General features: G+C 39.2%; 35 protein-coding genes, 2 tRNA genes and 1 rRNA gene. 1 reads left to right on the top strand and 37 read right to left on the bottom strand.

Features of this window, described 5'->3' with window-relative positions:
- Positions 1-222 precede the first annotated feature (222 nt).
- Both ACPLVF_RS07920 and rrf read right to left on the bottom strand, forming a co-directional pair.
- Positions 223-297, bottom strand: a tRNA-Asn gene (locus tag ACPLVF_RS07920).
- Positions 298-316: 19 nt separating this feature from the next.
- A 5S ribosomal RNA gene (gene rrf / locus ACPLVF_RS07915) occupies positions 317-428 on the bottom strand.
- 357 nt (positions 429-785) lie between these two features.
- On the opposite strand from rrf, the gene ACPLVF_RS07910 reads away from it, so the two are divergent.
- Positions 786-861 (top strand) — tRNA-Thr (locus ACPLVF_RS07910).
- A gap of 442 nt (positions 862-1,303) precedes the next feature.
- On the opposite strand, the gene ACPLVF_RS07905 is transcribed toward ACPLVF_RS07910, so the two are convergent.
- The 35 genes from ACPLVF_RS07905 to ACPLVF_RS07735 form a co-directional block, all read right to left on the bottom strand.
- On the bottom strand, positions 1,304-1,522 hold the full coding sequence (locus tag ACPLVF_RS07905; RefSeq protein WP_424907287.1) for a hypothetical protein: 219 nt from the start codon (positions 1,520-1,522) through the stop codon (positions 1,304-1,306).
- A 4-nt stretch (positions 1,523-1,526) separates the two neighbouring features.
- On the bottom strand, positions 1,527-2,159 hold the full coding sequence (locus tag ACPLVF_RS07900; protein ID WP_424907286.1) for an N-acetylmuramoyl-L-alanine amidase: 633 nt from the start codon (positions 2,157-2,159) through the stop codon (positions 1,527-1,529).
- Positions 2,146-2,388 carry a hypothetical protein gene (locus ACPLVF_RS07895; protein WP_424907285.1) on the bottom strand — a complete coding sequence of 81 codons (243 nt, stop codon included), beginning with the start codon at positions 2,386-2,388 and terminating at the stop codon, positions 2,146-2,148. The genes ACPLVF_RS07900 and ACPLVF_RS07895 overlap by 14 nt, the downstream gene beginning before the upstream one ends.
- 1 nt (position 2,389) lies before the next feature.
- The gene (locus tag ACPLVF_RS07890; protein ID WP_424907284.1) at positions 2,390-2,593 is read right to left on the bottom strand and encodes a hypothetical protein; all 204 of its coding nucleotides are present in this window, start codon (positions 2,591-2,593) and stop codon (positions 2,390-2,392) included.
- A 40-nt stretch (positions 2,594-2,633) separates the two neighbouring features.
- Positions 2,634-2,783 carry a hypothetical protein gene (locus tag ACPLVF_RS07885; protein WP_424907283.1) on the bottom strand — a complete coding sequence of 50 codons (150 nt, stop codon included), beginning with the start codon at positions 2,781-2,783 and terminating at the stop codon, positions 2,634-2,636.
- Positions 2,783-3,061, bottom strand: a complete 279-nt coding sequence (locus ACPLVF_RS07880; RefSeq protein WP_424907282.1) for a hypothetical protein — start codon at positions 3,059-3,061, stop codon at positions 2,783-2,785. Before ACPLVF_RS07880 ends, ACPLVF_RS07885 begins: the two co-directional genes overlap by 1 nt.
- A complete protein-coding gene (locus ACPLVF_RS07875) occupies positions 3,061-4,176 on the bottom strand; it encodes a hypothetical protein (RefSeq protein ID WP_424907281.1) in 1,116 nt (371 codons plus the stop codon). Before ACPLVF_RS07875 ends, ACPLVF_RS07880 begins: the two co-directional genes overlap by 1 nt.
- Entirely contained in the window at positions 4,176-4,721 is a 546-nt protein-coding gene (locus tag ACPLVF_RS07870) for a YmfQ family protein (RefSeq protein WP_424907280.1), read from the bottom strand. The genes ACPLVF_RS07875 and ACPLVF_RS07870 overlap by 1 nt, the downstream gene beginning before the upstream one ends.
- Complete coding sequence (locus ACPLVF_RS07865; RefSeq protein WP_424907279.1) at positions 4,714-5,763, bottom strand: baseplate J/gp47 family protein; 1,050 nt, start codon at positions 5,761-5,763, stop codon at positions 4,714-4,716. The genes ACPLVF_RS07870 and ACPLVF_RS07865 overlap by 8 nt, the downstream gene beginning before the upstream one ends.
- Positions 5,756-6,193 (bottom strand): DUF2634 domain-containing protein, encoded by a 438-nt coding sequence (locus ACPLVF_RS07860; protein ID WP_424907278.1) that lies wholly within the window; start codon positions 6,191-6,193, stop codon positions 5,756-5,758. Before ACPLVF_RS07860 ends, ACPLVF_RS07865 begins: the two co-directional genes overlap by 8 nt.
- Complete coding sequence (locus ACPLVF_RS07855; protein ID WP_424907277.1) at positions 6,186-6,593, bottom strand: DUF2577 domain-containing protein; 408 nt, start codon at positions 6,591-6,593, stop codon at positions 6,186-6,188. The genes ACPLVF_RS07860 and ACPLVF_RS07855 overlap by 8 nt, the downstream gene beginning before the upstream one ends.
- The gene (locus ACPLVF_RS07850; protein WP_424907276.1) at positions 6,590-7,561 is read right to left on the bottom strand and encodes an XkdQ/YqbQ family protein; all 972 of its coding nucleotides are present in this window, start codon (positions 7,559-7,561) and stop codon (positions 6,590-6,592) included. Before ACPLVF_RS07850 ends, ACPLVF_RS07855 begins: the two co-directional genes overlap by 4 nt.
- Positions 7,561-8,184: a LysM peptidoglycan-binding domain-containing protein gene (locus tag ACPLVF_RS07845; protein ID WP_424907275.1), complete on the bottom strand. Its 624-nt coding sequence runs from the start codon at positions 8,182-8,184 to the stop codon at positions 7,561-7,563. Before ACPLVF_RS07845 ends, ACPLVF_RS07850 begins: the two co-directional genes overlap by 1 nt.
- On the bottom strand, positions 8,184-10,058 hold the full coding sequence (locus tag ACPLVF_RS07840) for a phage tail tape measure protein (RefSeq protein WP_424907274.1): 1,875 nt from the start codon (positions 10,056-10,058) through the stop codon (positions 8,184-8,186). Before ACPLVF_RS07840 ends, ACPLVF_RS07845 begins: the two co-directional genes overlap by 1 nt.
- A gap of 60 nt (positions 10,059-10,118) precedes the next feature.
- Positions 10,119-10,406: a hypothetical protein gene (locus ACPLVF_RS07835; protein WP_424907273.1), complete on the bottom strand. Its 288-nt coding sequence runs from the start codon at positions 10,404-10,406 to the stop codon at positions 10,119-10,121.
- Positions 10,407-10,471: 65 nt separating this feature from the next.
- Complete coding sequence (locus ACPLVF_RS07830; protein WP_424907272.1) at positions 10,472-10,624, bottom strand: hypothetical protein; 153 nt, start codon at positions 10,622-10,624, stop codon at positions 10,472-10,474.
- A gap of 26 nt (positions 10,625-10,650) precedes the next feature.
- Positions 10,651-11,055: a phage tail assembly chaperone gene (locus ACPLVF_RS07825; RefSeq protein WP_424907271.1), complete on the bottom strand. Its 405-nt coding sequence runs from the start codon at positions 11,053-11,055 to the stop codon at positions 10,651-10,653.
- A gap of 13 nt (positions 11,056-11,068) precedes the next feature.
- Positions 11,069-11,509 carry a phage tail tube protein gene (locus ACPLVF_RS07820; RefSeq protein WP_424907270.1) on the bottom strand — a complete coding sequence of 147 codons (441 nt, stop codon included), beginning with the start codon at positions 11,507-11,509 and terminating at the stop codon, positions 11,069-11,071.
- A 19-nt stretch (positions 11,510-11,528) separates the two neighbouring features.
- A complete protein-coding gene (locus ACPLVF_RS07815) occupies positions 11,529-12,599 on the bottom strand; it encodes a phage tail sheath subtilisin-like domain-containing protein (protein WP_424907269.1) in 1,071 nt (356 codons plus the stop codon).
- On the bottom strand, positions 12,599-13,039 hold the full coding sequence (locus ACPLVF_RS07810; RefSeq protein ID WP_424907268.1) for a phage tail terminator family protein: 441 nt from the start codon (positions 13,037-13,039) through the stop codon (positions 12,599-12,601). Before ACPLVF_RS07810 ends, ACPLVF_RS07815 begins: the two co-directional genes overlap by 1 nt.
- The gene (locus ACPLVF_RS07805; RefSeq protein WP_424907267.1) at positions 13,040-13,432 is read right to left on the bottom strand and encodes an HK97 gp10 family phage protein; all 393 of its coding nucleotides are present in this window, start codon (positions 13,430-13,432) and stop codon (positions 13,040-13,042) included.
- Positions 13,422-13,751, bottom strand: a complete 330-nt coding sequence (locus ACPLVF_RS07800; protein WP_424907290.1) for a phage head closure protein — start codon at positions 13,749-13,751, stop codon at positions 13,422-13,424. Before ACPLVF_RS07800 ends, ACPLVF_RS07805 begins: the two co-directional genes overlap by 11 nt.
- Positions 13,748-14,041: a head-tail connector protein gene (locus tag ACPLVF_RS07795; protein WP_424907289.1), complete on the bottom strand. Its 294-nt coding sequence runs from the start codon at positions 14,039-14,041 to the stop codon at positions 13,748-13,750. The genes ACPLVF_RS07800 and ACPLVF_RS07795 overlap by 4 nt, the downstream gene beginning before the upstream one ends.
- Positions 14,042-14,104: 63 nt before the next feature.
- Positions 14,105-15,214 (bottom strand): phage major capsid protein, encoded by a 1,110-nt coding sequence (locus tag ACPLVF_RS07790; protein ID WP_424907266.1) that lies wholly within the window; start codon positions 15,212-15,214, stop codon positions 14,105-14,107.
- A 1-nt stretch (position 15,215) separates the two neighbouring features.
- Positions 15,216-16,271, bottom strand: a complete 1,056-nt coding sequence (locus ACPLVF_RS07785) for a head maturation protease, ClpP-related (RefSeq protein WP_424907265.1) — start codon at positions 16,269-16,271, stop codon at positions 15,216-15,218.
- Between the two features lie 22 nt (positions 16,272-16,293).
- Positions 16,294-17,541 (bottom strand): phage portal protein, encoded by a 1,248-nt coding sequence (locus ACPLVF_RS07780; RefSeq protein ID WP_424907264.1) that lies wholly within the window; start codon positions 17,539-17,541, stop codon positions 16,294-16,296.
- Between the two features lie 20 nt (positions 17,542-17,561).
- Positions 17,562-19,277: a terminase large subunit gene (locus ACPLVF_RS07775; protein WP_424907263.1), complete on the bottom strand. Its 1,716-nt coding sequence runs from the start codon at positions 19,275-19,277 to the stop codon at positions 17,562-17,564.
- A gap of 17 nt (positions 19,278-19,294) precedes the next feature.
- Positions 19,295-19,789 carry a phage terminase small subunit P27 family gene (locus ACPLVF_RS07770; protein ID WP_424907262.1) on the bottom strand — a complete coding sequence of 165 codons (495 nt, stop codon included), beginning with the start codon at positions 19,787-19,789 and terminating at the stop codon, positions 19,295-19,297.
- 203 nt (positions 19,790-19,992) lie between these two features.
- Positions 19,993-20,391: an HNH endonuclease gene (locus tag ACPLVF_RS07765; RefSeq protein ID WP_424907261.1), complete on the bottom strand. Its 399-nt coding sequence runs from the start codon at positions 20,389-20,391 to the stop codon at positions 19,993-19,995.
- Positions 20,392-20,431: 40 nt separating this feature from the next.
- Positions 20,432-20,806, bottom strand: a complete 375-nt coding sequence (locus ACPLVF_RS07760; protein WP_424907260.1) for a hypothetical protein — start codon at positions 20,804-20,806, stop codon at positions 20,432-20,434.
- A gap of 171 nt (positions 20,807-20,977) precedes the next feature.
- Complete coding sequence (locus tag ACPLVF_RS07755; protein WP_424907259.1) at positions 20,978-21,262, bottom strand: DUF4406 domain-containing protein; 285 nt, start codon at positions 21,260-21,262, stop codon at positions 20,978-20,980.
- A 141-nt stretch (positions 21,263-21,403) separates the two neighbouring features.
- A complete protein-coding gene (locus tag ACPLVF_RS07750) occupies positions 21,404-21,886 on the bottom strand; it encodes a gamma-glutamylcyclotransferase family protein (RefSeq protein ID WP_424907258.1) in 483 nt (160 codons plus the stop codon).
- Positions 21,886-22,137 (bottom strand): hypothetical protein, encoded by a 252-nt coding sequence (locus ACPLVF_RS07745; RefSeq protein WP_424907257.1) that lies wholly within the window; start codon positions 22,135-22,137, stop codon positions 21,886-21,888. Before ACPLVF_RS07745 ends, ACPLVF_RS07750 begins: the two co-directional genes overlap by 1 nt.
- A gap of 2 nt (positions 22,138-22,139) precedes the next feature.
- Entirely contained in the window at positions 22,140-22,445 is a 306-nt protein-coding gene (locus ACPLVF_RS07740) for a hypothetical protein (protein WP_424907256.1), read from the bottom strand.
- 51 nt (positions 22,446-22,496) lie between these two features.
- Positions 22,497-23,381, bottom strand: a complete 885-nt coding sequence (locus ACPLVF_RS07735; protein ID WP_424907255.1) for an amidoligase family protein — start codon at positions 23,379-23,381, stop codon at positions 22,497-22,499.
- Positions 23,382-23,400 lie beyond the last annotated feature (19 nt).

Raw genomic sequence — 23,400 nt, 5'->3', positions numbered from 1 at the left:
GCCTCTCTCAGGCGCCACAGTTTCGTATTATATCAGCTGCTTCTCCTTTTGTCAACCCTGATTTTAATTTTTTTAATTATCACTTTAAACAAACAAATATTTTATTAATACTTTTTTTAATAAGGAACAGGTTTATTAATATAATATCATTTTTTTAGTAACCATCTCACTTACCTTGTTCCTTGATTCTACATAAAAAATTAGATGATATTGAAACAAAAATGGCTCCCCGAGCAGGATTCGAACCTGCGACCCTCCGGTTAACAGCCGGATGCTCTACCGCTGAGCTATCGAGGAACACCTTTATTTATAAAGATTTCGGCAGCGACCTACTCTCCCGGGATTTCCCCAGTACCATCGGCGCTGGAGGGCTTAACCTGTGTGTTCGGTATGGATACTGGTGTTTCCCCTCCGCTATGGCCACCGAAATCTTTATTTTCTTTTTAACCTCACAATATCAATTTTGATTATACTCAACTTTATTAACTATGTCAACTTAATTCAATCAAATTTCTATCGGTTTTATTTTTCAAATATCTTTTCTAAACAACTTTATCTTCTGTTTTAACCATTTTACTCCTTTTTTTATCATTTATCATTAATATATTTATTAGCTTTAAGTTTATTTGGTTTCTTCTTTGCCCAAAACAATTTTTTCCTTCCTCATAGTGACATTTTATTACGATAATCTACAAGGTGCCATTATCATAAAATAACCACACAAGTCTATAAAATCTTATTGACTAACATAATCAAAACCTATAAAATATAATTTGTAAAAAATCGCTGATGTAGCTCAGCAGGCAGAGCAGCGCACTCGTAATGCGCAGGTCGAGGGTTCGAATCCCTCCATCAGCTCCAGAAAGGCAATAAAATTAAGGCTTGGGAGGATGGTTAATATTCCCAAGCCTTTTATTTTTAGTCATTTGCTAATATATTGCTAATATGAAAAACACCCCCGGTCTTACGCCGGGGGTTCTTGTTTTTGTGTCACTTTTGCAGGTTAGAGCAGAAAAATGGCACCAAAATGGCACCGATTAAAATTCTTGCTTTTAAAAAAAGAATATTCTATAATGGGAATAGGGACGGTTTTATTTCTTATCCAGTGCAGGCCCGGAAATTCTTGCACGTTTTTATTTTACTATATGGGTAGACAATTATTTCCTCAATTAACGTATTTTCATCTATTCGTATTGTTTTTATTATACTATATGGGTAGACAATTTTAAAAGCCCGTCGTAAATGTTTATTCCACAGTTTTTCACACTATATGGGTAATAAAAAAACAAAAACACCCCCGGTCTTACGCCGGGGGTTCTTGTTTTGCTTCCTCCTGCTGTGTCGCCTTTGCCCTTGCAATGTCAACCGCACTTTCACCAAAAATGTAACTCATCGCAAGAGCGACTATTTTCCAGTACACATCTTTATCAACGTTTAAACCCAGTCCCTCCGAGAGGATAATAAAAACAGCCGTTGCTACGGCTACCCAAAATTTGCGGGACATTAGTTTTTGTTTTAACATATTCTTACCTCCCTAACAATTTTAAAAGCCTATCCAAAAGCACTACTACTTCCGCTCTTGTGATAGGCCTATCAGGATTGAAATTGCCTTGCTCATCTCCCCGAATTATTCCCAGTTGAGCAAGTCTCTCTATACTGGATTTTGCCCAGTGACCTTCAATGTCCTTAAACAATTCTATTACCTCCTCTTTAATCACCATTTTTTTAAACTCATCTAAATCAAAAGCCCATCCCGGACAAGATTTATAAGGTTTCCCTGTTGCTTTGTTTATAGCATATTGTCTGTGCATGACTATATTGTCAATCGGGATGTTATATTTTTTCATCAATTCTCTTGTCAGCTTTACTAATGATTGATATTGTGCATTACTTGGCTTATGGTCATCAAAATTTCCTACAAGGCATATAGCTAACGCCTTTTGATTCATGTTGCCTTCTAAACAATGCGCACCTGCTTCCGTTTCAGCCCTGCCTTTCTGTATTTCTCCATCTTTACCACCGTTCCCGTTACATATTACGAAATGATAACCTATATCCCTCCAGCCTTTGCTCATATGATAACGTCTAAAAATGTCTGCATTGCCTTGCTCTGTAGCTGAGTGATGTATCATTATATGAGTCGGTTTAAATTGTGCCATTTTCCCCATCTCCTTCTTCAGTTTCTCTTCTTTCTTTACGTGCCCAGCTATCTACCGCATTTACGCCCGCAATAGCTGTTATAAGTGCAATAATGACAGAAACGAGATTTGGCGGTAAATCTCTTGTTTCGCCCGTAATTGCTAAATATGCACCTAATATACAAAAAAATAAAAACGCAATAATTAACGTCGAAATTTTCTTTTCCTGTATCGAAAAGAATTCACGCATACTACCGCCCCGCTAACCTCAATATCAAATCCACTACCACCCCGCCCAGCGTGGCAGCAATGCCCCAGCCAATTCCGTTTAGCCGTGCCTCAATGCGTTCTAAATGCCCGTTTGTTTTCTTCTTCCAATCCTCCAAATCCTCTACTCTCTCCTCAAGCCGTGCATGTTGCACTTCCAAATATGCAATTTTTTCGCTCATATCCATTCCCCCAATCCTCCCTTATTTTAAGAATAAAAGCAGGGCGTTAACCCTGCTGGATAGTATTGAGAATTTCCTGCCTTTCTTCTTCAGATAGTGCTGGATATTCCGCTAAAATTTCCTCTGCTGTGCGACCTTCTTCTGTTATGCGTCGCTGAATTACACGGACAAAAATGTTTTTCTTCCACTTCAACATTACATAGCACCTCCTAAAATGGTTGCAAGAGCCATTTCGAGGTCGGCGATGCGGTCTTCTATGCTGAGTTGTTGCGGCTGTGTTTCAGATTCTGGCTCTGGTTGTAAAATTGGTATAACAGATATTATATTCCCTTCAGCGTCCGTTTCAAATTCTGCTGGAAGGCTTGTAAGTTGTTCATATATTTCTTTTGTAATCTCTATTTGATTATCAGTTTTTGCTGGGCCAAAGCCTTTCGTAACAATTTTTTTGTCTTGAATCTCAACAAAGTAAACCATTACCACACCTCCCATATGATTGTTGTATTTAATGCATATGCATTGCTTGCGTTTACATTTTGAAATACGAGTATAATATTACTGCCAGATATATAAATGTCAATTAAGTTTATGTCGCTATTATTACTAACTGCATTGTTCCCGTAATTATAATTCAAAGCTCCCCTATATCTATCTACTACAGTTCCAGACCAAGCATTTCCTGCTTGCGGATAACTTACTCCATATATTGAATATGCCCCTGTAGTAATAGCTGCACCACTCGTAGTATTAAAAAAACTGATTACACCTCCACCCGGCCCTGTAATGAATACTCGACCATGTTTTGCAGTTTTACCGATTGCTATTGTTTTTGTTAACGTACTATTTGCAGGAATTGTATCTGTATATGTGACAGTTCCTCGAGTTGGACTATGAATATCTACTAATTCTACTCCATCCAACTTATCCGCATCCAGCCCTGACCCCGCTCCGTCGTTGCCTGCGTGCCAGACGGTGTAGCCTCGTACTTTTATACCAGTTCCATCAATTTGAGCCCACTGCGTAATTGTTCCACCATTATTCATATAAAAAGTAAAACGCGGATTAATTTGCCAACCGCTTGTAACAAATCCTAATTCTCCGTCTGGGTCGGCTGTGCCATATATACCTTTTCTTGTAAGTGTTGTTGTGGTTGCATTTCCGGCAAGTTGCAATGAGAGAACACTATTAAAGGTTAGTAGTCCAGTCATCGTATCCCCTGCTTTGTTGACTGCGCCTATATCAGCAGGAGTAATAGGATCACTACCACCGCTTGCATGGGTGGATTTATGGGCCGAAGGCGGGAAGCTGGAAGGCTTCCCCTCTATATCCCCCCATTTCACTACGCCTACCTTCTGCCAAGCGGTGCCGGTGTCTCTATAAATGATTTGCGTATCGGTTGCCACGTAGAGCCTGCCAGCCGTGCCGGGATCAGGTTTGTTTGCGTCAAGGCCGGCTTGAATGGAGGGAACGTTGCCTTTATCGGCTACTACATTAGCGTCTATTATATCCCAGTTTTCGTTAAAGGCCGCTCTGGACACAGTCTCGTTACCAAGTGGCTTTTTTATCCCCAGTTTCGGTGTTAATTCAGGCATTATTTAAGCACCTCCAATCCATCCCACGTTAAACCTAAAGCATCGAATTCATCCCAAGTTAAATTTTTACTGTCAAGTTCATCCCAAATAAGATAAGTAAATGTATATGTTACTGCTAAATGCGCTGGTTTAATCTGCTCTATTGCATTTTTCAGGTCATCAAGGTTAGGTGGCACTCCTTTTGTGCCTACGAATTTTACTTCAAATGTGTAAGGTGCAACATTTTCAGTTATTGCTACTTCACCATTTGAATAGCTCTCTGCGACTGTTTTAATGAGATTGACTGTTATTGTTCCTGCTCCTCTGATTTTTGATTTTATTACACTGCGTCTATACTCATAAGGCTTGTTTTCATCAACCGGTATTCCTAAAAACTGCTCCCAATATTTCAATCCCCAAGTCGCAGTATCTACAAAGCATTGATTTAAAATGTCGTTTATAGCATTCTCAACGCCTGTCAGCTCATCGTTTTCAACGTTGTAAATTGTTTGAAAGACTTTACTCTGTAGCAAGAACTCCGGCACATACCTTGTAACATCACTCATTCAATACCACCTGCCCCAACACTGCTACTTGCTCATCACCGATGCTTATATTCGCTGTTCCACCATTGATAGTTAAATTACTATAATCCAGAACTCCCTCGCTATCCAGTATCAACGAGCCTATTTGTGCATATGAAACGTAGCTTTGCTTAAATGCTATTGACTTTAAGTATTCTGTTATCTTATTTTGAACATTTGTTGTTACTTGCTCTAAAGTATAATTCGTATTCCTTACAATCGTTGCTGAAACATTTATAGCTAACGCCTGAGCACTTTGCACTGTCACTTGTGCACCAATCGGTCTGTTCTCTTCAATGTGAGTAGCAACAGCATTTACAATGTCAGTGCTGGCTGGTTGCTTGTTTGAATCAATGATTACCACCTTCACCGTTCCCGGTCCATTCCAAAGTGGAAACACCTTTGCATTGCCTACCCCTGCGACTTCTAAAGCCCAGAGTTTGTAATGATTAGCATTACCACTTGTAGCGGGAGTTTGAACTTTGATAAGCAATCTATTTAATAAGCTTGCGTCGTTTTCTTCATCAGTGCCCCCTGTCGTTGGTGCTTCGTTCGTTACGCTTATCACCCCAACAATTTGCACTGGCATCTCAGTAATTGTATTTGCTGGCACATTGTATTGTGAGCCCGTTTCAACCGCTTCTATGTCTGCTACTGCTACTCCACCTTGAATTGTTACTTCTGCCTTAGTTTGAAATTGTAATCCTGACTCTGTTTGAACCAGAGTCCCGACAGGAATAACTGTTCCATCATTACCAGTGAACTTTACCTGTCCTATCGCTTTTGTGCCTGCCCTTCTGTATATGCTAAACTCAGCAGCTCTCTTGTCAAGCCATTCTCCATAGCTTGTTTGTGCAAAGACTATTTGCAGTATTCTATCCAGTTCTACATAAGCCTGTGCCAGTTCTAAAGCAACAGGAGCCAAAGCGTCATAAATAAAAGAACCTTCTGACTTGTCAATGTCAGAAGGCACTTTACTAAGCAATCTTTGCATTATTGCGTCAAAAGTCTGATTTTCATACACTTATATTCGCCTCCCCATAAGGCGTTTCAATCGTAAAACCAACACTTAATTCGTCGCCTAAAAATGATGTTTCAACGTCCTTAAGCCCCGTTATCCAGCCCTTATCAAGATACTCTTTAAGAGCTTCCTCAACAAATCTTTTAGCCTCTGCTTCTACCAGTTCTTTTGAATAATCTTTGCCGATTAGCTGCTCAAACTCGCTTCCATAGTCCCAACTGTAGATTGGGTATCTATATCGCTGTGTCATAAGTGCTTTATAAACCTTGATTTTTATTGCTTCTAAGCCTTCGACAACCTGCACTTTGCCGTTTACGAGTTTAAAGTTGTTAGTCGAAAAATCCCAAACATACTCCTTCGGTATAAGCGTTTTACTTGATGTTTGTTCAACAGTAGAAGGAATATCAATAAAAGGGAAAATGCTATCAGCCACTTAGAGACACCACCTTTGCAAGCACAATATACGTTTGTCTGTCTTCTGTAGGCATAACTGCCACTAAATCGCCAGATTTTAATGTATCTTGCGTTTGAATTTTCCCTTGACTGATTTCAAGTTGATATATTGTGTGTGTATGTGTTCCGTGGTCGCCTACAATTTCAGATGACATTATTCCTGCGCCTGATGTCATGGGAATGGATATTTGACGCTGATAAGTTGGTAACAAATAATCAGCTATAAGGATATTGTCTTTGTCAACTTGTAGGTCTCCAATCTTAATTACAATATTAGGCGGAGGCGATATAACTTGTCCTATTTGAATAGAAGGTGGATTATATTTAGCTCCTTGTTCTCGCATTATTTTAATTAATGTGCTGTAAGGATTTTTTTTCATGCAGTCGCCTCCTTCTCATCCATAACATTCTGAAATGAAAGTCCTAAATCCATTGTGTATTGACCGTTTTGCCAAGTATGAGTATCTGTATCAATATAAAAGAGCCCCACTAAACCTGTGTAAGACTCTTTTACTTGTACTGCCATTCCCGTAATACAATCTGTATTGCCTAAAACACCAGATAAGGAAGCTGTCCTTTCTACTCCTTTAAGCATATTTTTTGCTACAATCTGCGGATTTTTATCTTTTTCTTTTACATATACCTCCTGTAAAATACCATACAATTTTATCCACTCAGAATTTTCAACAGTCCCAATTAGATTTTTATTCTCATCATAGATTTTCACTCTGTTTATCATGTTTTCAATGCTTTCTGTATAAGTAGCATCCTCAATATTGCTATCAGATGACAATACATACCTTGCTACGCTTTTGCCTTTTTCTATAACATTTAATTTACCTTGTTGCATTATTGGCATGTATTTTTTACCGTTCTGTTTTGAAGCATTTGTGTAAGCCTGCATAATAATATCGTAAATGGTCTGGCCATCTGCTATAAAACTTTGCACTATCCCTGTGTTTGCCAATGTGCCTACAGGTATACCAAAATCATCGGCTACCTTTTTTGTAATTGCTTCTGCTGTCATCTTTTTGAAATTATATGTTCCTTTCGATTTCAAAAGATAAATCAGCCCATCATAAGCTGTAATTCTCATTTCATTGTTTGAGATAGATTTTTCTTTGTAAAAAACATAGCCCTGGAATAACTCTATACCATCGTCAGTAAGTAATTTGAGCATATTTCCGAGGGCTATATAAATCTTTGGAAGATAATAATCCGTTGGTGATACTGCAACATTGGTTTCAAGCTTGCGGGCTGCCTGCTGATAGTCTCCGGACCACGTGATCTTTGTAATAAGCTGTGTTATATCTTTTGTTCCACTACTGTTTATCAAAATGACCTTCATTATATCACCAACTTCATGCCTGGATAAATTTTGTTGGGATCTCTGATGTTATTTTTTTGAGCAATAATTTTATAGTTTTCACCTTTTCCCGTGAGCTTTTTAGCTATTATCCAAAGCGTATCGCCTTTTTTGACTATATACGTGTTTGGTATAGTTTTTGTTGTTTCTCTTTTTGTTGCTGGCATACTATAGCCTTTCTGCTCTAATGCTGCCTGCTGTACATTTACAAAACGATATTCCTTTAGCTCAAGGGTAAAGTATACATCGCCCGAACCGTCTTTTTCACCATAATTAAAATTTTCAATTGCACATGCAAGATTAATCAGCGTTTCTGTAATGATAAATCTGATTGGCCTACCGCTATTTCTCCATTTTTCTATCATTGCCACGCACTCATAAGGTTTTGGGAAGCCTGTGTAATCACAAAAATCATATTCCTGTGCAGGAAAAAAAGAACTAATCGTAATAGTGGCAAGCTTTCCTTTGCCAATAAGATTTATTTCTCCGATATTGTGTATATTTACTGTTGTATTATTGTTCCCTACGCTTAATTCAAAACTTTCAGGAGGCACCGGTAATCGCAATTTTTCTGTACCATTGTTAAATGTTAGCCAAAACTCCATTATCCAGCACCTCCATAATTAAGAACTTCTTTTTCAAGCATACTTACAAACATTTCGGCAAACTTCTTTAAGTCTGCTTCGCTTCTAACTTCCATTTTCTCAACATTTATTGTAACGTTGACACTTTTCTTGCTACTTAATAATTTCTCTGTCTTTTGATTGTCGATAACCTTTGAACCTCTTGGCAAGTAAACAAGTTCGGGGCCTTTCTCTCCTACTATTGCAGGACCGCCTTGGAAGTAATCAGTTCCTGCTGCTAACATTGGTATTTTAGGTAAATTAAAGCCCCATTCTTTGCCCCCAATAAGCGGAACCCAATTTGGTACCTTGAAGTGCAATTTATTTATCCCATCAATCAATAAGTTAAGCCCTTTAATTATGGAATTAATAAACCCTTTAACACTATCGGTTATAAAGTTCCATGCTGTTACAGCTTTCTGCTTAATGCCTTCCCATAGTTCAGCAAAAAATTTCTTAATCGGCTTCCAATACTTTATAATCAGAAATGCTGCAACTGCTATTGCGATTACAGCTAAAACAACTAAATTTGCTGGACCTATAATAGTCAGTAATGCACGTCCAATTGAAGCAGAAGTCTTAAACACCTTTATAGCATCAGACACTCTTTTAGTAACATTACTTACCGTTGTAAAAATCTTGCCAGTAGTCTTAAGAACAGGGCCCAATGATGCAGCCATAATCGCAAAATACATTATTGTTTTCTGCTGTTCCGGAGTAAGAGAATTAAACCTATCCGCAATTTTGCTTATTGCATCGGCTACTTTTTCAACCATCGGTGATATTGCGTCACCAAATTGAATTGCACTATTCTTTAAGCTGTTAAGCGACTTATTTAGCCTTGCTCCTGTCGTCTTTGTTACTTGCTCGAATGCTTTATCAGTAGTTCCTGCCGAATTCTTCATCATATCAAGTGCCGTGCTAAAATCTTTCGCACCTTTGCCTGCGAGCACTGTAACTGCATTAAGTGCTTCTACACTGCCAAAAAGAACAGCCATTTGTGCAGCATTGTTATGTGTCTTTTGTCTTACTTCTTCCAAAAATTTTGCCCATCCTACGCTTTGCAAATGTGCAGCGCTGAAATCAAGCCCTAACTGTTTTGCAAGTTTACTTGCCTCGCTGGAAGGTTTCATTATGTTAGAGAGCGCCGCTTTCAATCCTGTTACTGCTTCACTTGTCTGTATACCATTCTTTGTGAGCACTGCAATCGAAGCAAAAAGTTCTTTAGTGCTTACGTTTAAAGCTGATGCAATAGGAATAACATTACCAATAGACTTTGCCATTTCTCCGAACGTCGTTTTGCCATAGTTTTGTGCTACCATCATTTCGTCTGTAATGCGTTTAGCTTCTTTGGCGGTTAGCCCATATGCATTAAGCACTGTAGAAAGAGCATCTACTGCCGTTGTTGTGTCTGTAAAACCTCCTTTTGCTGCCTTTACCGCTGCCTCTAAGAATTTTACAGAATTGGCCGTATCCACACCTGCTGAAAGCGCCTGATATTCTGCCTCTGTGAGTTCATTTACGCTTATTCCTGTCTGATTCGACAAAGTTATTAATCCTTTTCTAATCGTATCTAAAGATACCTTTGTTGTATCCGCAATTGTCGCTACTTTTGCCATTCCGTTTTCGAAATCCATAGCAAATTTTACAGCTGCTACTCCTGCACCAACCACAGGTAACGTTATACTTTTAGTTAGCGAATCGCCTGCTTTTTGTAAATCTTTTCCAACTTTAGCATATTCCTTTGATAGTCTATTAATTTGTTTTTGCGCTCTAACCATTGAATCGGTTACTTTTTCCATTTGTGCGCTGAAGTTGTCACGCAGTTGTATAATTGCATCTATTACTTTAGCCATAATACACACCACCATAAAAATATCCATCCTAACGCTTGTTAGGATGGATATTGGTTTTTGCTATCCTTTTTTATCTAATTTTTGGTTTATTTCATTTAGCAATTTTATAATAAGCCAATTTTGTTCTAGTAAAGCTCTTAAATAACCCAATTTTGCAACATCTTCTGCTTTTCCATGAAATATTGTGCCAAATTCAATTAATCCACTCCCTCGCAGTCCTTCCATTATCCCGTTTACAACCTCTTTATCTTCCTGTGACAAATTTTGTAAATTGTAAAGAGCCATTTTTGCATTTAATAATTCTTTTCTTTGTGCTTCTTTTTCATCTTTACTCTTAAATAAACCCATATACTGACCCCCCTATTCATTTCTTTTAACTTTAATTTATGCCATATCTGGCCAATTTTCAAGGATCAGGGGTTAAATAATTTAAATAACTCTTCTTTTTCTTTTTCTTTTTCTTCTATCTCTTTTTCTAAGAAAGCTCTAATAATCATCTTTTCTCCTGCCGGTTTCCAATAGTACTCCGACGGCAAGATGCCTTTATGCTTAAACAAAAGATACATAAACTGCACCTCACCGTCGGATTCTATTAGTTTTTTATATCTTCAACCTCTGTCTCATATCCTGAAAGCTTTGCTATTTCGTTGTATAAGTCTGTTATCTCTCCTGCGAGCAATAACCTCTTAACAAGCTCTTCCGGTGTTGCACAATTAAAGTGCTCAAGCAATCTCTTGTCCTTTAGGTTTGGTTCTACTACGCCTTCGATAATAGTCAGAACCTGCAATTTATACATATCTATGTCTTTCACATTTCCTTTGTTGCTTATATTAATTGCTAAACGCTGTATATCTGCGTATCTCTCTCCATCTATTGCCCGTATTTTGAAAACTACCTTTTCGTCTAATAACTCACTCAATCTTTTCATTTCTATTTCTTTCTCAGGCATTTTTATTTTTGCAGCGTCTAACTGCAATAATTTATCAACCAGCGACATAAATCACACCTCACTATGCATTTATAGTATCCAACACGTCCCAATCAGTAAAAGTGAACGGGATACTCTCCTCAGTAAGTTTTCTTGCTTCCCAGTTAGCTAATGTAAGCTCATCAAATGTAGCATCCTTGATAACAATCCTTTCAGCGCCAAGTGCGTTCGGATCCGCCAGCTTTGATATGATAGTGCATACTGTTTGTTTGCCTTGCTTCATATTATCGTTCATAAGTTTTATAAATCTGGATGTGACCTTGTTTAGCTTCAGTGTCCCTTTCCCTTCATAGCCAGTAACCTTGTATCCTTTTGCCAGCTTCCCAACTATATTTACTTCTGACTTTTCCAGCGTAACTTTAGCCTCAAGCCCTGTTACTTCTGCCACATATTCGCCATTTATCCATACTTCTCCGAAAGTGCCGTTTATAACCTGTTCGGCTTTATATCCCTGTAAAGCCATTATTTATCACCTCGCTAAGTTAAATGTTGATATTCAAGGTAATATCTTCGATAGCGTCCAAGATTTTTATGCTTGCTTTCAAAAACACTTTATCCCTTGTGTTTGCTTCTTTTATTTCCTGCTCTTGCATGCTGTCTACATCATAACCAAGAGATTTAAGATATGCTATCTGCGCATCTAAATCTATTCCTACACTGTTCTTGCCTTTGTCTAATATGCCGTCCAGTTCTAATTGGTCAAAATACGCTTGTATAGCACTTATCAGCAAGCACTTATTGTCATAGCTGTTTGCATATTTGCCGATGTAATAATCTTCAGCAGTTTTTTTGATGTCGTCATAAATCATATCCATTGCGTCGACAATCTTAATTTTCTTAAAGCTCTCGCCTTTGTCTTGAGTGGTCGTTACCAAGCTGTTAACTGCTCTTGCTATCTTGATTTTTTCTCCGTCATTGTAAAGTATGAGTTTCCCTTGATTTATAGCTGTATCCATCTCGTCTTTTGTTAGCTTGTCGCAGTCTATAACTTCGGGTAACGGTGCAAATGTAGCTGATATAGTAAGTGGTGTCCCCGCCAACATGCCCGCTATTCTTGAACAATATTCAGCTGTAGTGTAGGTCTTATCAGCAGTTACAATCTGCTGTGTCGCAAAATTGATAATCCCTTCATGGTCTGCTGCTGTGTTGGGTAAAACTGCTTTAACTTTCTTGTTCTTTGTATCTCTCAAATTCTTAATCCAAGTTGCAAAAGCAGTTGTTTCGGCTGCTTGTATGCCCGGCACTGCTACATAATCCCATTTAACAGTTTCTAAATAGTTTTGTGCTTCTGTATAATCTGTTGCTGTATTAGGAAGCACATAAACTATAACCTTTCGTGATGGTCTGATATATCCCATCAGGGCTAATTGAATCTGTTCTTTATTTGCTTCAGATAATGTTGTCGGAATATCACTGACAGTTGTAACTGTAAAAGGATTAGTTGCAGGCACATTCGTATCTTTGAGAATTAACGCTACTATTCCTCTTTCTCCTCTTTGAAACGCAGTCGCAGCAACTTCCTTGAAAATGATATTAATTGCTGGCAAACCCATTATTGCTCAACCTCCTCATTTATCAGAATTTCACCCATAAGCTCATAAGACTCTGTAGTCTTTGGAAGCTCATCGTAATAATCTAAGTCAAACAAAAACTGATAAATTTGTTTCTCTTCTTCTGCTACTTCAACTCTCAAGTCTTCGCAAATAAGCTTTCTATCTAAAACTGCTAAAGGTTGCAAAAACAATTCTTTTAAAACCTGCATTGTCTGTAAGTTGTCTTGCTCTGATTTCTGGGCCTGAAAGTAATTTATCTCGACTGTTACCTTATTGTGAGTGGTATTAGCATTTGCTATCTCGCTTGTAATTGGAAAAATACGAACAAAAAAAGAAGGTTTTGAAAAACCTTCTGTAACATCATTTACATAGATGGGGTAATTAAATTTTGTCTTTATCCTCTCTGCCACTGCTTTTTTGATATCCCAAAATGTGAGCATTTATCTCAGCTCCTTAAATATGTCCTCAAGCCATTCATTTATTTCATGCGGTATCTTTTCTTCATATTCCTCAACTGTCTTTCCCACCATGCGAAAGCCTGGTATCCATCTATCGCCATGCTTAGTTTTCTGAAAATGCCCTCGCTCTATAAGATGAAAGTGTGGAGCTGTGCTTCTGAATTCGATATACATTGTTCGCCCAATCTGTTTTACTTGACTCAGTTTATAGCTCTTCTTTAGTCTGCCTGTCATCTCTGGAGTTTTCTTTTTCACATCTTTTCTAAACTCACATGCTATGCTAATAAGCTTTTCTTCTGCCTTGTCTGGATACTTCTTGATTGCTATTTGCAGCTTTTCTGAAAACTCATCCAAACCTTTAATCTCAAACTTCATTTTGAGCAAGCTCCCTCGCCTTTATCTCAATAAACTCATTGCGATATTTGATATTGTCTACAGAAAGAATGTTGTAAACTTTTCCTTTGAATAATATTCGCATCGTTTGGTCTACGTCAGGTCTATATCGAATCGTAAACTTCACCGTATTCTCCGCCTGAACCGCTGCCGCTTCCCAGTATTCCCTGCCGTGCAAATTTTCCACCGCTGCCCAAACAGTTGCGACGTCTTGCCATTGTTGCGTTGTAAAGCCATCTGCGTCTACAATGTTCATTTTCTTTTGTAGCGTTATCCTGTGCCGCATATCGCCTATGTTCATACTGTCGTCACACCTTCGTAACAATATTTAAGCTGAGTCAATATCACATCTAAGCTAAAAGATATTTTCTTTGTGTTAATGCCCGCCAAATCAATACCTCTGTTTTCATACCAATGTGCTACAAGTAATTTGCAAGCCAGTTTTGCCAACTCGTTTGCGCTATCAAACGTCTTTCCTGTAGCGTTCTTAATGTATTCTTCTGCAGACGTTATAAGCCCTTGAATTAGCACATCTTCCGCATCATCATCTACTCTCAGAAATTTCTTAGCTTCTTCTAAAGTCAAAATCAACATCAACCACCGCCTTTAAAGCAATAGGCAAGAGCAGCAATAAGCTACCCTTGCCTATTTGCATTAAGATAACTTCAATTCGCCATACACATACGCATCTTTATCGGCCTGCACGACGTCAAAGTATTCAATAATCCTGAGGAAGATTTGGTTCTTCGTAAACCCTGCATGTTCAGACGAACTAAACTCGTATACATCCCTATTAACAAATATAGCCCCTTCGTTTAGGGCGCCATAGAAAATTGGCGCTCTGGTTCCGTTTGCATCAACAACATTCGGCAGCTCTGCATTACTAAATATAACCACCGGATATCCCATAAAGAGTTTTTGCGTCGGCTTGGTCGGGTCGGGCTGCAGTATGGGTCTTCCTGTCGTATCAGTCTCATCGTCTAAGTAAGCAAATCCATCTTGATTTGTTACTATAACAATTTCGGACTCGAGTGCAGGGTCAATATCAACAGTCAAAGATTTCTTTAACGCTTTAAAGCCTGTCAGTTCCTTAGGTGTCTTGTTAAGCTTCAAAGTTTCAAAAATCTTCTTGTTTTCTGTCCTGATAGCTTTCTTGTTAAACCACCTTCCGAGATAATCAAGCAATCCGCCGGTTTCATTTTGTAAAAGTGCCCTGGATACGGGCAATATTGCGCCATAAGCCTTGACCGTATAGTTTACGGTAGTAAATTTGGGATTGTTGGATGCGGGCAATTCCGTATTATCGTCCGTAAAGTTAGTCAATTCAGTAACCGTGCTTATATCCTCAAATACCAAAGTCCCAGTCAAAGTGGTTGTAGGATAAGAGCCGATTAGAGGCCTTGCAGATTTATACTGCCTTCTTAATTCATTAATTTTCGTTTTAACATCTTCCGGTATCAAATAGCTTTCTCCGTCAGTCCCGGTTGTAAGCAGTGCAGCTTCAACATCTGTGAGCGGTTCCCTTCTAAGTGCTTTGAAAAATGCCTTTACACCATCAACTTTGTCTTCATATTGCCTCATTCTGCCTAAATCCACCTCTCTTTCAAGCTCATCAAGCGCTTCGAGTTTAGCCTTCACATCTCTAATTTCTTTCGTGACAGATTCTATTTTTTCAGTATTCGCATCATCAGCCTTTAACAGTTCTTTTGCTTCTGCCTCTAATTCTTGCAACTTGTTTAAAAGCTCTCTTTTCTCCCTTGTCATATTAATCATTCCTCCTTTTATTTTGTTTCATTATTTCAAGCAATAAGGCTAATTTAGCCTTTGCTAACTTTGTTCTATTACTGTCCTGTTCCCACGGTGGAGTTTTACCAAACTGCTTATAATGATTTGCCAGATGTTTTTTTACTTTTTCAATATCCGCCTCTGGAATATCAGCTTGATTTAATCTTGCAACTGCATTCGCTACAGCACGCCAAACTACTTTATGCGTATGAGGGTCATGATGAGGCAATTTCAAATCGCTAAACCTGTCCGGTGGCATCTTGGGTGTCCAAGCATAGTGTCTCGCAATATTCTTCTTCTCTTCATCGCTTAATTCATCCCAAGTTTTGTCTGTGAAGTCGGACAGGGTTGGAGCTTCCCAAGGTGTATCTTCCGGTGCCGTCTGCGTTGAAATATCATCAGGAACAACACCATTCTTTATTAGCAGTAAACTTTTTGGAACGTTCTTGTAAAACCTTAAGAACTTCTCATCAATGCTTGCAGCAACTTGCTTTTCCTTTTCTATTTCATCAGCAAATCCATACTGCACTGCTTCTTCTGCTGTCATCCACGTTTCGGCATCCATAAGCTCTATAATCTTTTCCCTACTTAAATTTGATTTGCTTTGATAAGCAACAATTAAACTTTCTCTTATCTTGTCTAAATCATCTGCAAGCTTCCTGAAATAATCAGCATTGCCTGCTGCAATAGTCCAGGGATTGTGAATCATCATCATTGCGTTTTTAGGCATTACAACTAAATCCCCGGCCATTGCTATCACAGAAGCAATGCTCGCAGCCAAACCGTCAATGTAAACTATCTTTTGCGCCTTATGTCTTGACAGCATTGAATATATTGCCTGCCCTGCAAACACATCTCCACCTTCGCTATTGATGTAAATGTTCAGCGTATCAATGTCGCCTAGAGCATCCAAATCTTCTTTAAACTTCTTTGCTGTTATTTCATTACCCCATGTCGCTTCATCACCAATCGGCCCATAGAGCAACAACTCTGCTTCATTCCCTTTGAGCTTATTAAAACCCCAAAACTTCCTCATATTTCTTTCACCTCCCTTCAAGTCACTTTATATATTGCTGGCCAGCCATTTCGATTGGCATCATGTTACCGTTAATAAGCAGTTTGTCACCTCCCGGCTTAGGTTCTCTTTCTTCCATCTCTCTTACCTCATTTGGAGTCAGAAAACCGCTTTGTATTGCTTTTTGATATGCCTCATACCGTGTTTTAAGGTCTGCTCTCAAAACCGCATCGACGTTGAATTTTACATAATAGCCTTGCTCTATTTCGCTGTCCACAAAAAGTTTATAAGTCATTTCTTGCTCATACATCGTCAAGATTGGCAACAAAGTGTCAATGTAAAACTCCCTCTGCTGCTCGTATATGTTTGTATGTGTAGCCCTATCTAGGTCATTAAGCTGATGATTTTTTATTCCAAAAGCTGAAGCTATCTGTTTGATGGTAAGCTGGGTGTTTTCAATAAATTGCGCATCTGCCATAGTCAGGCTAATGGGCTGAAATTGATAACCAATGGGCAGCAAAGCTATTCTGTTGACGTTGTGTAGCCCGTTTGCCATTTGTTCAAACTTCTCCCTGAATTTTTGTTCCGCCTCAGGGTTTAAATCGCCAATGTAATGCACTATTCCCTTAACTGTCATACCGCCTTTGAGTGATTTGTTTAAAAACTCTTCAGCATTTCCTGCATTTTCGACCGTTCTCCTGAGGTACTCTAGCGGGCTTATACCAGCTATACCATCCAAAGAAAATCCCTTAAAATGCAGGACTTCGTCGGGTAAAAGCTTGTATTGATTGCCTAAATTGTCTGTAAATACATAGAAAATTCGGCTTTGTGTGCTAAAAACACCCTTATCATCGACCCAAATTTGCACCTTATTCGCATCCAATGGCCAAAAAGCGCTTATCTTGCCAGCATTCCGCCCTCTTGCAGGCATTTCCATCCACACAAAAGCGTTTCCATGTATATTGCGCTGCGCTTCTATGCATTTCCAAAAATCAAAAGCCGTCATGTAAGGATTCGGCCTTAATTTCAGCAATGGATATAAATAATGGTCTACTGCTTTGCGTTTTCCTCCCTGGTCTTGGTATATCTTCAAGGGGAACTTGGCAATACCCTCGCTTAAAATTCTTATGCACGCAAAGACGGTTGCTATCTTAAGAGAGTTCTTGCCAACATAATCACTTGGTGAAATGCCGAGAGCCTGTAAAATTAATTCATCATCTTCGTTGAGCGTTAACGTTTGATTCTTGGGCCTTCTTATAAAAATCGACTTTATCTTTTCTACAATTGCCACATGCTTTCACCTGCCTTTCCTTATAAGCCCCATAGCTTCGTCAAAAACTCAATGTCGGCATATTTGTTTATATCTACTTTGCCGTTCTGCCTTTTCATGGCCTGGCTGTATGCGTTAATAATCGCAGCTATAGGGTCAATCCTTTCCGTGCTTTTACTCTTGTCAAGCATAATATTTTCGTTTGCATCCGCCCTTGTAACAGCATTCCCAACAGCCCATGTCAAAACAGGATTGTTGTTGTGTATTATCTTGCCCTGATAAACCTTTTCTCTAAAGTCTTTTGTCGCCTCTCCAAGAGTCTTTATGCCCTGTCTTATCTCCACCATTACGAAGCCATCTTTTTCCATATCCTGTGCAAATTGCGAAGCATTCCAAGGGTCGTAGCAAATCATAACGGGTTTGATATTGTGCTTTTCGATAACCTCTTTGATGTATGCTTTGACAAACTCATAATCAACTACCGCACCTTCTGTTACTGTTAACCAACCTTGTTTAACCCAAAGGTCGTATGGCACTTTGTCGGTTTTTCTTTTAGCTTGCAATGTTTCTTCCGGCATGAAGCTGTGGGAAAATATTGCATATGTGCCATCATCGTTAGGGAAAACAAAACCTACGCTTGTTAAGTCTATTTTGGCCGACAGGTCAATCCCAATGTAGCACTCTCTTCCTTCATAGCCTTCAAAGTCTTTTAAATTTCTCCCGCACATGGCCCATTTATTCATATCCATGTAACCACTATCCTTTTGGTCTACCCATACGTTCATATTCTTCGTTAGGAAATTTCTCATTTTCTCCGGTGCGTCAAGCGCTTCTTTTAGTGCCCCCCGCAAAAACTCCATGCCTTCTTTATAGCTGCACAAGATTGGATTTGCTTTCACCCAAACCGATTCGTCTTTAACGTCATCATCTCTGTCAAGCTCGTTTATCATCACAAAGTACTCGTCGTTTTCAATTGGGCTGTTAGGGTCAAGTATTTGCGAAACATATCTATACTCAACCGCATAACACGGATTGTTCAAATCAAAGCCGGCTGTCGTGATAATTACCAGCAAGGGTTGTGGCCTTGCTGCTATACCTGAAACTAATACGTCGTATATCTCGCTCGTCGGGTGTGCATGGTACTCATCGATGATGCCACATTGAACGTTTAAACCATCCCCGGTTTTGCCGTCTTCTTTTGACAACGGCACTATCACGGAACCGCTTTTAAAATGCTCAATCTTCCCATACGCAACCCTGTATTTGCCTTTCAAATGTTCGCAACCTTGCAATTGCGCTTTTACTTCATTCCAAACTATCTTGCTTTGTTCTCTTTTGGTTGCGCCAATGTACACCTCGGCCATTGGCTCGCCTAAAGCCATGGCCTCATAGCTTGCCACACATGCAAGGCTTTGGGATTTTGCATTCTTCCTCGCAACCTGCCAGTATGCTTTCTTGAACCTACGTAAGCCCGTATCCTTATGAACCCAGCCATAGATATTGCCAAAGACAAACTTTTGTATAATGTGCGGCTCTATGTGCTGGCCTGCCAGTACGCCTTTCGTATGTTTGAATAACCTCATCCATTCCAGGAATCGCTCTGCTTTTGCTTCATCAAAAATAAAAGGGAACTCATCGGTTCCCTCTCGTTCTATGTCTTTTAAAAACCTTTCGCAGGCCCATTTATGTTTCTGACAAGCAACAATTTTGCCATTTACTACGTCCTCGCTATACTGCATCAGCTCCTTTTTAAGCATTGTTCATCATCCTTGCTTTACACATTGCCAAAAAGCTTATCAAACTTCGTTTCCTCTTTCTTCTCCTGCTTAGGTATCGCAATCCTCGCCCTTGCGCTTGGTGTTAGCCCAAACTCAGATGCAATAGCTTTCATCTGTTCAAACAACTGTTTCTTTTTGCTCAAAAGAGGATGCGGCACTTTATTTGTTTCTGCTGCCTTGTTTGTGTATTCCACCATCAAACCCTCTTGTCTAATCACTTCGCAACATTGAATGTATTGCGAATAAGCATCGCAATAAAGAGCCAGCATATCAACGTCAATGTTCGTCAATATCCCTGTTTGTTCCATCTCTTTGACAATCCGCTTGAATTCCTTTTTTGCTATATTATCCAGCCACTTTGGTGGTTTTATCTTGTCATAGCCTATAGCAAATTTTTGTTCTCCTGCTAACCTTTGTTCTATCTCTGCTTTTGTCAAATGCTTCCTGCCTTCCAATAAATGTAATTTGATTGGTTTCGCTTTCCTTCCCATTCGCAACACCTCTCTTCCGACCAACGGCAACCCTGTTCAGCTTCAACCCGCACCTACTTTCAAAGACTTCTTGGCCTTCTTTTCAGTCCAGAACCTCGTGCGCCTTCAAGCCGCACCCCTTTTGCGAAATAAAGGGAACTTTGTGCGCACGGAGCTGCCCGCCGCCGGTCCCCTTTAGCGGGCTTGAAATTTTTGACATTCCCCTACCCCTTGTTGTGGTGTTTGTTGTGGCATTCATGGCAAATACTAACAAGATTATCCAAATCAAAACGTTTGCTCCAGTCTTCTTTAAGTGGCACAATATGATGAACAACGTCAGCATTCCTAATTATCCCTTTTCGCAAACACCATTGGCACAATCCTTTGTCTCTAACCAAAGCTTGTGTTTTCACCCTTCCCCATTCGTCGCTTTTGTAAAACTCCCAGTACTTTTTATCTCTTGTTTTTCTAACTTGCTCATCATATCGCTTATCTCTTTCTATTTTCAAACGCTTCAAATAATCTAAATATTCTCGTTTGTGAAGTTCACAATAGCCTGTTTTATCCCTCGTAAGATTTGGACACCCAGCCTTTCTACATGGTCTTAACGTTCTCTGTGGCATTGTAATCACTCCAAATAAAAAAGAGCCTATTTATTAGGCCCTAACGTTTCCTTTCCCATTCCCCATTACTATATTGATATTCCACAAAAGTGTATTTGGGATTTTCTAGTATTATTGTTAACTTTATATTGTTATATTCTGGAGCAAATTCACGTTCTACTAAATTTATTATTGCTTCTACTGTGCCAACCCTAAGTACATCATTGTAATTTAGTGAAGTAAAAGCTATATCTACTTCTAATCTTTTTCCCCCATTCTCTGTAATCTCTTTGTATGTAGTGTAATCTAATTGGCCACCTTGCGATAACTCTTGATCTAATTCTGGATTTGTAAATTCCTTTTCGATTGTTTTAGAACCGCATGCTGCAAATAATAATACACTGCTGATAATTAATAATATCAATATTCTCTTCATCATACGCCCCCTTTTTTTTCTTTTTATGATATCTTTTCGCTAATAAAAGGGGTTATTCCTTCCATTGTCGAAAAATTTCACCCCCGGCCCCCGCCCCTGGCCCTGCAATGCTGGGGTGTTCCATACCCGCCCGTGTGGGCCGCCGTAAAAACGAAAGCCGCCCTTGTCTTCTCATGAAATAATATATACAACTGTTTTCCCTGTCTTTTTAGCGTATTCTGCTTCTTTTCTGCAACCTTCACTATCCCCATAAACCCATACTTCGTCGCATATGTCTATCAGTTTGTAGCACACTTCCATTATTTCTTCTCTGTTGTTATCGCTATCCATAAAAGAGAATAAATGCAAAGGACTTATCGGTAAAACACCAGTTAACCCTCGGCATATCTTGTCGACCTTTTTCTTATTTCCTTCAGGGTCATCTTTATACGGATGCGATATGAATACTTTTCTCATACCTGCCCTCCTGCATAAAAAAAGAGAAAGCACTTTCTTGTGCTTTCTCTTTTGCCCTCTTATGCCGTTTTTACCTACTTCTCCTGATACAAAATTATAGCATATAAGCCGTCAAAATGGTAGACATAAAATCGACATTTTTTAAAAATCTAAAAGGACTGGAATGTGTTTCTTCGTTTTTTCTCTTGTAAATTTTTTTGCATACTCTAATGCCGCATTTAATATTTCTATATCATGCCCTGCCGTTTTGTATCCCTGTTTTATTGTGTTGTAATATTCCCTGCTTGGCGTTCCCCACTCCCTCCCGGGGTTCATTTTATATACAAACGCTTTGATATATCCATCTTTGTATTTTGCCACCACGTCTTGCTTATGGTATAGAAACGGATATCCTTCATATCGATCAAGGGCCCTTTCATCCTCTGGCGTCAGATCCCAAAGCACAGCCGGGACAATACTCCCTTGCTCCGGTGTAATAGTAGCCACCGCATTCCCGTTCATGCCCCTGAATTCCAATCTGTAATTTTCCAATATTGCCGGTCCGATAAGTTTTGCAGTAGGGCACCTCCTTGCCATCTGCTTAATATTCATATTGCTGCCATATGCCAGATATATCCTTGGCATTATATCCCCTCCTCTATCGTTAAAAATCCCATACTTTGCAGTTTCTTTAAGAAGTTTTCGCACCTTTCTTCGATTGTTTTCCCTTCTGCTTCCAAACTTTCTTTTGTAAAAACCTTGCCTAAATTATCCGCCACAGCTTCCATATATTCATCCAAAGAAGTTGTATAAAAAAACGCTTTTTGCCTCATTGCCTCGACTATTTCTTTTGCACTATTCCCTGTAAAAACATCTGGTCCTATAAAAACCTTCATTTTCATCCCCCCAATAATTTGTATAATGTTCCATTTCTGCCCGCCAACTGCCTTGCTATTCCATACGCTTCCGGGTAACTTTTTGTGATACATTTCGTGGCCCCCGTGCTACAATTGACAACCTCAAAAAATTTATTTTTCCCTCTCGTCCAAACATTCAATGTGATGTCCCTGTATTTCCCAAACCAATACGTCTTCTGTAATTTATATCCTTTCAGAATCTTCATTCTCTCATCCGAATCGATAAAATCCGCCACCCATAATTCTTCTGCCTCTCTAATTCTTTCTTCTAATTCCCACTTTAACATTTCCTTTACCCCCTCTTTTTTATTGTGGGGCGGTGTCTTAAACCGCCCCTTTTACGCCGCCGCATACCTCCATGCTGAATTGCCTTTCAGGTTTGCGAGCAAGTGCGTTCTTGCCGTCTTAAATTCGTCTCCTATTAAACCTAATCTTAAAAGCCACGTCCTAAAGGTATATTTTTCGTTATCCGTGACCGTCCTTTTTGGTTTTGCACATTTCTGCGTTAGTGCTTGATGACTAATGGCGAGACAAAACTGTATATATGCCTTTATTTTTCCTGCATGCGTTGTCCCGTTGAAAAATCTAAACTCTACCGTGCCTCTATAAAAAACCGAATGTAGATTTAATCCGTGATACCTGCTTGGATGGTAATGTATATTCCTCCCGTTCTCTCCTTTATACCATACCTTCTCAAATTCCTGCATATCTTTTATTTTGTGGCTGTTCAACACCTCTATCAAGTACGTTTCAACCTTCCTGCAGTATTTTTCTTCTCTCGTTTTTGGAACACCTAACGCTTTGTATATTAGATCCTCTTTGCTATATATTATGTTGACTATATTTTTTAGGGTTTTTTCATTATGTTTTGATGCGTCAACGTGTATATGTATTCCGCAGCTACTGTTTGCTATGGCCCCTGCTTCTCTTAACTTCCTGACTATCTCCTGTATCGTCTCTATGTCGCTGTATTCACACACTGGCGTGACGATCTCGACCTTATATGTATCCGGCGCCATTGCTCCGTTGCTAAACCGTGCATCAATGCTGCTGTCCCTTACAACCTGCCATTTTCTCCATTTGTTGTCCAATACTATATATTTGTCGTATGTCCCGCCTTCGTGGGTTACCTGTTGCCCAAAATATTCCGCTATCACTTCCGCTGCTTGTTTTCTTGATATTCCTGTTAATTCTATTTCTACCCCAAAAAATTGATCTTTCATTTTTTCTCCTCCCTGTGTT

The sequence above is a fragment of the Thermovenabulum sp. genome, from assembly GCF_049701175.1.
In the GTDB taxonomy this organism is placed as follows: domain Bacteria; phylum Bacillota; class Thermosediminibacteria; order Thermosediminibacterales; family Thermosediminibacteraceae; genus Thermovenabulum.
The sequence above is the reverse complement of the archived record's forward strand: the minus strand, read 5'-3'. Positions and strand labels throughout refer to the sequence as shown.